Genomic DNA, 6,787 nt, shown 5'->3' on the forward strand with positions numbered 1-6,787 from the left:
ACTACCCTGCACTCATCCGATGATCGATCACAAGGAGCCGCGATGCGTGTCGCCCTGTTCCTGACCTGTGTCAACGACACGCTCTATCCGGACACCGGGCGCGCCGTGGTGAAACTGCTGACCAGGCTGGGCGTCGAGGTCGACTTCCCGATGGCGCAGACCTGCTGCGGGCAGGCCCACTACAACACCGGATACCGACACGAGGCCGAGCCGCTCGCCCGGCATTTCTCCGATGTCTTCGGGGAGTACGAGGCGATCGTCACCCCGTCCGGGTCGTGCGGGGCGATGGTGCGGGAGCTGTATCCGCGGATGGGTGCGCGGGCCCGGGCCGAGGGACGCGGGGACACGCTGGCCACGACTCTGGCGCCTGTGGTGCCGAAGACGTACGAACTGACGGAGTTCCTGGTGGACGTGCTGGGGGTGACGGACGTCGGGGCGTACTACCCGCACAAGGTGACCTATCACCCGACCTGTCACGGGCTGCGCGGGCTGGGGCTCGGCGACCGGCCGCGACGGCTGCTCCAGGCCGTCAAGGGGCTGGAGCTGGCCGAGTTGCCCGGAGCGGAGGAGTGCTGCGGGTTCGGCGGCACGTTCGCGTTGAAGAACTCCGACGTCTCGGCGGCGATGGGCGCGGACAAGGTGCGCAACGCCGAGTCGACGGGGGCCGGGGTGCTGTGCGCGGCCGACAACTCCTGTCTCATGCACATCGGCGGCACCATGGCCCGGCTGCGGACCGGCATGCGGCCGGTGCACATCGCGGAGATCCTGGCGAGCACAGAAGAGGAGCCGGCCGCATGAGCGGAACGTATCTGGGGATGCCGGCCTTTCCGAAGGCCGCGCACGAGGCCGTGCACGACCAGACCCTGCGCGGCAATCTCCGCCACGCCACCCACACCATCCGCGCCAAGCGGGCGACGGCCGTCGCCGAGGTGTCCGACTGGGCGGAGCTGCGCGAGGCCGGGAAGCGGATCAAGGACCATACGCTGCGTCATCTCGACCGGTACCTGGTGCAGTTGGAGGAGTCGGTCACGGCGGCGGGCGGCACGGTCCACTGGGCCGCCGACGCCGACGAGGCCAACCGGATCGTGGCGGACCTCGTCAAGGCGACCGGAGAGTCGGAGGTCGTCAAGGTCAAGTCGATGGCCACGCAGGAGATCGGCCTCAACGAGGCGCTGGAGGCGGAGGGTATCCGCGCCTACGAGACCGATCTCGCCGAGCTGATCGTGCAGTTGGGCAAGGACCGCCCCTCGCACATCCTTGTCCCGGCGATCCACCGCAACCGGGGCGAGATCCGCGACATCTTCGAGCGTGAGATGAGCGAGTGGGGCCGCCCGGCACCCGAGGGCCTGACCGACACGCCCGCCGAACTCGCCGAGGCGGCCCGCCTCCACCTCCGGGAGAAGTTCCTGCGCGCCAAGGTCGGCGTCTCCGGCGCCAACTTCATGGTCGCCGAGACGGGCACCATGGTGGTCGTGGAGTCCGAGGGCAACGGGCGGATGTGCCTGACCCTGCCCGAGACGCTGATCTCGGTTGTCGGCATCGAGAAGATCGTGCCCACGTGGCGGGACCTGGAGGTGTTCCTGCAGACACTCCCCCGCTCCTCCACCGCCGAGCGCATGAACCCGTACACGTCGACATGGACGGGCACGACGGACTCCGAGACCGCTGACGGACCGCAGAACTTCCACCTCGTCCTGCTCGACAACGGCCGCACCGACACCCTCGCCGACGAGGTCGGCCGCCAGGCCCTGCGCTGCATCCGCTGCTCGGCCTGTCTCAACGTCTGCCCGGTGTACGAGCGGGCCGGCGGGCACGCCTACGGCTCGGTCTACCCGGGCCCCATCGGCGCCATCCTCAGCCCTCAACTGCGGGGCGTGACAAGCGAGATCGACGCCTCGCTGCCGTACGCGTCGTCGCTGTGCGGCGCCTGCTACGAGGTGTGCCCGGTGGCCATCGACATCCCCGAGGTGCTGGTGCATCTGCGAGAACGGGTCGTTCAGGGCGGCCAGGTGACCGCGCAGGGCAACAAGGTGGTGCTCAAGCCCGCGAAGGGGCATGCCGCCGAGCGGGCCGCGATGCGGGCGGCGCGCTGGGCGTTCAGCCGGCCGGGCGCCCTGCGCACCGGCCAGCGGCTCGCCTCGCGCACCCGCCGCCTGCATCCGCGGTCGCTCCCGGGCCCGGGCAAGGCGTGGAGCGGGACACGGGATCTGCCAGCGGTGCCCAAGGAACCGTTCCGGGACTGGTGGCAGCGGACGAACGGCGGGAACGACGAGAAGGGTGCCGCGAAGTGAGCAGCAGGGAACGGATCCTGGGCCGGGTACAACGGGCACTGGCGGCCGCACGACAGGACGACATGCCGTACGAGCAGGCGGTTCCCCGCGACTATCTGCGTGAGCACGGGAAGCGGAGTGTCGCGGAGACGGTCGATCTGCTGGCCGAGAACCTGGCCGACTACCGGGCGATCGTGCATCGCTGCACTCCCGCCGATCTCGCGGCGACGATCGGCAGGATGCTCGCCGCGCGAGGCTCGAAGACGGTGCTCGTGCCGCCGGGCCTGGAGGTGGAATGGCTCGCGGCGAGCGACGCCGAGCGGATCCCGGACCGGGCGGAGAGCACCCCGCACGAACTGGACCAGGTCGACAGCGTGGTCACGGCGTGTGCCGTGGCCGTCGCCGAGACCGGCACCATCGTCCTGGACGGCTCCCCCGACCAGGGCCGCCGCCGCATCACCCTCGTCCCCGACCACCACATCTGTGTGGTGCGGGTCCCGGATCAGGTCGTCTCCTCCGTCCCGCAGGCCCTCGAACGCCTCGACCCGGCCCGCCCGTTGACGTGGATCTCCGGTCCGTCGGCGACCAGCGACATCGAGCTGGACCGGGTCGAGGGGGTGCACGGTCCGCGCACCCTGGAGGTGGTGCTGGTCGGCGGTCAGGCGAGCGTGGACGTCACCTCGTAGCGGCCGGACGGGAGCCGGTAGGAGGCGGTGCCGTCCGTGAAGCCCAGGTACTTCACGCCCTCGACCCGGGAGAGGGGTGTCCGGCCCTCGCGGACCGTCGCCGGGTCGGTGGTGGGGATGCGGAGGGTCGCGGTCGTGTTCGCGGGCACCGCGGCCCGGTAGGTCAGCTTGCGGCCATCCGCCTTCCACTCGCTGACGATCTCGCCGTAGGGCGAGAGATGCGACCCGGCCACCTGCGTGACCTTGCCGGTCGCGTCGAGGTGAGGCCTGAGGAAGAAGTGCCGGAAGCCGGGGTGGGCCGGGTCCTTGGCGATGCCGGCCATGCTCTCGTACATCCACTCCATGATCGCGCCGTAGGAGTAGTGGTTGAACGAGTTCATGTCGACCGGGCCGAAGCCGTCCTCCTTCGAGTACGAGTTCCAGCGCTCCCAGATCGTGGTCGCACCGTTTCTCACCGAGTACAGCCAGGACGGCATGGCGTCCTGGTGCAGCAGCTTGTACGCCAGGTCGACGCGGCCCTCGTCGGTGAGCACCGGGGCGAGGACGTTCACGCCGAGGAAGCCGACGGAGAGGGTGTTCTCGGCGTACTTCACGCGCGTGCTGTCGGGGTGGGCCTCCTTGTAGGCCTCGTCGTTGCCGATGTTCTCGGCGAGGAGGGCGACGAGCGCGCGGCGCTGTGCCTCGGTCTCGTAGAAGCCGAGTTTGAGGACCCACAGCAGGGCGGTCTGGGTGTCGTCCTCGGTCTTGCGCGGGCTGTCGCCGGGCGTCGGCGGCGGATTGCCCAGGCTCGAGCGGACCGTGATCCGTCCCGTGGTCGCGTCGGTGGCGAGGTACTTGGTGATGAACGCCCGCTTGATCCGGGAGAAGAGCTCCTCGTACGCACGGGACTCGGCGCTGCGGCCGGTGGCACGGGCCATGTCCGCCATGAGCCGGGCACTGTAGCCGTAGTACACGTCGCTCATGAACTGGGTGCTGGTGTCCTGGAAGGCCAGCCAGTCGCCGAAGATCGCGCCCTGTCCGGCGTAGGTGTCACCGGTGCGCTGCCGGATCCAGTCCATGTACTTCTTCATCGCGGCCCAGCTGCGGTCGATCACGGTGGTGTCTCCGGACATCTGCCAGATCGTCCATGGCACGACCACCCCGCAGTCCGCCCAACCGCTCGCCGGAATCGGCTGGTTGTAGCGGGCGCCGGGGGCGATCCAGGTGAACTGGGCGCCGTCCGCGCCGTAGGTGCGCTGTGAGTCGATCAGGGTGTCCTGGAAGTGGCTGAGGAAGTTCACCGCGTCGGCGTTGTAGAGGCCGGTGTGGGAGAAGAGCTGGGTGTCACCGGTCCAGCCGCAGCGTTCGTCGCGCTGCGGGCAGTCGGTGGGCACCCACAGGTAGTTGCCGCGCTGGCCCCAACGGACGTTGCTGATCAGCTGGTTGACGTCGGCGTCGTCGGTGGTGATCGTGCCGATGTCGCGGAGGGCGGAGGTGGCGACCCTGCCGGTGAACTCGGTGATGGTGACGGTGTCGGTTGCGGTGACGGAGACGTAGCGGAAGCCGTAGAAGGTCAGCGAGTCCTGGTGCATCTCGCCTTCGGGGTCGCCCTTGAGGATGTACGTGCTGGTGGCCTTGGCGGTGCGGAGGTTGGCCCGGTAGACCGAGCCGGCGGGGCCGTCCGCGCCGGCGCTGTCGTCGTTGAGCATCTCGCCGGGTTTGAAGGCGACTTGGGCGCCCGCCGGGCCGCGCAGGGTGTAGCGGGGTACGCCGACCATGTTCTGGCCGAGGTCGATCACGGCGGTGTCGCCGGGGTGCAGGGTCACGGCGGCGGTGGCCGCGGTGGCCGGGTCGGTGACCGTGCGGGCGGGGTCGACGACGATGCGGCCCTTGCCGCCCTGGCTGCCGTCCTGGCCGGACACGCCGGTGTACACGGTGATGGAGTGCGGCCGGCGGTCCCAGTCCGGCATCAGGCGGGCGCTCTCGCCGGGATAGGCGACCAGCTTCGCGTCGGGGAACCTGGAGGTGAAGTCGTGCTCGGTCACGTCGGCCCAGTCGGACGCGTCGAAGCCGTTCGCCGTCCAGCCCGGGAGTTCCCTGCGGGCGTCGTAGGTCTGGCCGTCGTAGATGTCGTCGGCGCGGTAGGGGCCGGTGTCCATGGCCTTCCAGTCGTCGCCGGGTGCGGTGACGATCGTCTGCTCGGATCCGTCGGCGTACCGGACGAGGAGCTTGGCCTTGAGGGCCAGGCGGTTGCCGTCGGCGGAGTAGTAGGTGCTGTTGTCGGAGACACGGCCGTTGTACCAGCCGTTGCCGAGGACGGCCGCGAGGGTGACGTGCCCCTGGTGCCGCTCCCCCGCGACCAGGTCCGTGACGTCGTAGGTGAAGTAGTTGACGGTGCTGTCGTAGTTGGTCCAGCCCGGCGTCAGCAGTTCGTGGGTGGTGCCGTCGCCCTGCGGCACGGCGACCCGGTGGCCGTTGACGTAGGCGTCGTACACGCCGAGGGCGGAGATGTAGAGCCGGGCGTCGCGTACGTGACGCCCTGTCAGCCGGGTCTGCCGACGCAGCAGCGGGGCGCCGGGGCTGTTGGGTTGCTTGCCCGCCATGGTGATCCACCGGGCGCCGTTCCAGCCTGCGATGCCGTCGGTGCTGAGCAGGCCGGTCTCGAAGTGGGCGGTCGGGGCGGCGGGGACGGCGCGGCCGGTCTCGTCCCGGACCGTCACCGTCCAGTGGTAGCGGGTGGAGGCGTGCAGGGCGGGGCCCGCGTAGCGCACGGCGACCGAGTCGGCCGAGGTGATGCGGCCGCTGTCCCAGACGTCCGGGCGGCCGCGCCGCAGGCGTTCGGCCGAGGTCGCAACGAGGATGCGGTACGCCGACTGGCGCCGGCCGCGGGCTGCGGAGGCCATGCGCCAGCCGAACCTCGGGGCGTCGGCGTCGATGCCGAGCGGGTTCGTCCGGTGCTCGACCGTCAGCCCCGTGACCGAGCTGCGGTCGGAGGCGGGGGCGTCGGCGGGAGCGGCCGATGCCGCGCCCCCGCCTGCGACGCCACCGGCGATCACCGCGGGGACGGCGCCCAGTGCCGTGGTGAGGACCGTTCTGCGCCGCACTCCGTCGCGGGGGATGCCGCCTACTCCGTCGTTCATGCCGTGTCCCTTCGGCCAGGTCGGAGTTGTATCGATTCAGTCGATCGGCGGTTGAAAGTAGTGGCGACTGAGACCTCTGTCTATGCCCCCAGCAGCGGTAGTTGCCACCAGAATCCAACAGAACGCCTCAACGCCCCGCCTTGACCAGGAGTGGATTGAAACAGTTCAAAACCGGAATGGACCGTTCGCCAGTTAGGAGGACGCCGTCGGTGAGCGGGTGCCGGGCAGCGCCGTTAGCGTGAGGTCATGATCCGGTTCGAGCAGGTCACCAAGCGGTATCCGGACGGTACGACGGCCGTGGACGGACTGTCCTTCGAGGTGTCCGAGGGCGAGCTCGTCACGCTCGTGGGCCCGTCCGGGTGCGGCAAGACGACGACCATGCTGATGGTCAACCGGCTCATCGAACCGACCTCGGGCCGGATCCTCGTCGGCGGCGAGGACATCGCCACCGTCGACCCCGTACTGCTGCGGCGGCGGATCGGCTACGTCATCCAGCAGGTGGGCCTGTTCCCGCACCGCACGATCCTCGACAACACGGCGACCGTGCCCTCACTGCTCGGCTGGAAGCGGGCCAGGGCGCGGGCCCGCGCCGCCGAGCTCCTCGATCTGGTGGGACTGGATCCCCACACGTACGGCACGCGCTATCCGCACCAGTTGTCGGGCGGTCAGCGCCAGCGGGTCGGCGTGGCACGGGCGTTGGCCGCCGATCCGG

The 6,787-nt window shown here is 70.1% G+C and carries 5 protein-coding genes; 4 read left to right on the forward strand and 1 reads right to left on the reverse strand.

Annotated features, from left to right (window positions below; all coding sequences use genetic code 11):
- Positions 1 to 42: 42 nt before the first annotated feature.
- Genes StrepF001_RS41395 through StrepF001_RS41405 form a run of 3 tightly spaced genes read left to right on the forward strand, consistent with a single transcriptional unit; the run spans position 43 to position 2,956 of the window.
- Positions 43 to 798, forward strand: a complete 756-nt coding sequence (locus StrepF001_RS41395; RefSeq protein WP_129803240.1) for a (Fe-S)-binding protein — start codon at positions 43 to 45, stop codon at positions 796 to 798.
- Positions 795 to 2,291 (forward strand): LutB/LldF family L-lactate oxidation iron-sulfur protein, encoded by a 1,497-nt coding sequence (locus StrepF001_RS41400; protein WP_129803241.1) that lies wholly within the window; start codon positions 795 to 797, stop codon positions 2,289 to 2,291. Before StrepF001_RS41395 ends, StrepF001_RS41400 begins: the two co-directional genes overlap by 4 nt.
- Positions 2,288 to 2,956: an LUD domain-containing protein gene (locus StrepF001_RS41405; protein WP_129803242.1), complete on the forward strand. Its 669-nt coding sequence runs from the start codon at positions 2,288 to 2,290 to the stop codon at positions 2,954 to 2,956. Before StrepF001_RS41400 ends, StrepF001_RS41405 begins: the two co-directional genes overlap by 4 nt.
- Here StrepF001_RS41405 and StrepF001_RS41410 read toward each other — a convergent pair.
- Positions 2,929 to 6,075 carry an alpha-L-rhamnosidase gene (locus tag StrepF001_RS41410; RefSeq protein ID WP_129803243.1) on the reverse strand — a complete coding sequence of 1,049 codons (3,147 nt, stop codon included), beginning with the start codon at positions 6,073 to 6,075 and terminating at the stop codon, positions 2,929 to 2,931. The genes StrepF001_RS41405 and StrepF001_RS41410 overlap by 28 nt on opposite strands.
- Before the next feature lie 246 nt (positions 6,076 to 6,321).
- Here StrepF001_RS41410 and StrepF001_RS41415 point away from each other — a divergent pair.
- The coding region (locus StrepF001_RS41415; RefSeq protein ID WP_129803244.1) for an ATP-binding cassette domain-containing protein at positions 6,322 to 6,787 on the forward strand (466 nt) is incomplete at its 3' end.

The sequence above is a fragment of the Streptomyces sp. F001 genome (assembly GCF_004187715.1).
Lineage (GTDB): Bacteria > Actinomycetota > Actinomycetes > Streptomycetales > Streptomycetaceae > Streptomyces > Streptomyces flavusporus.

What these genes read in the sequence shown, in the direction of transcription:
- StrepF001_RS41395 (WP_129803240.1), top strand. Translation starts at nt 43, where the DNA reads ATGCGTGTCGCCCTGTTCCTGACCTGTGTCAACGACACGCTCTATCCG.
- StrepF001_RS41400 (WP_129803241.1), top strand. Translation starts at nt 795, where the DNA reads ATGAGCGGAACGTATCTGGGGATGCCGGCCTTTCCGAAGGCCGCGCAC.
- StrepF001_RS41410 (WP_129803243.1), bottom strand. Translation starts at nt 6,075, where the DNA reads ATGAACGACGGAGTAGGCGGCATCCCCCGCGACGGAGTGCGGCGCAGA.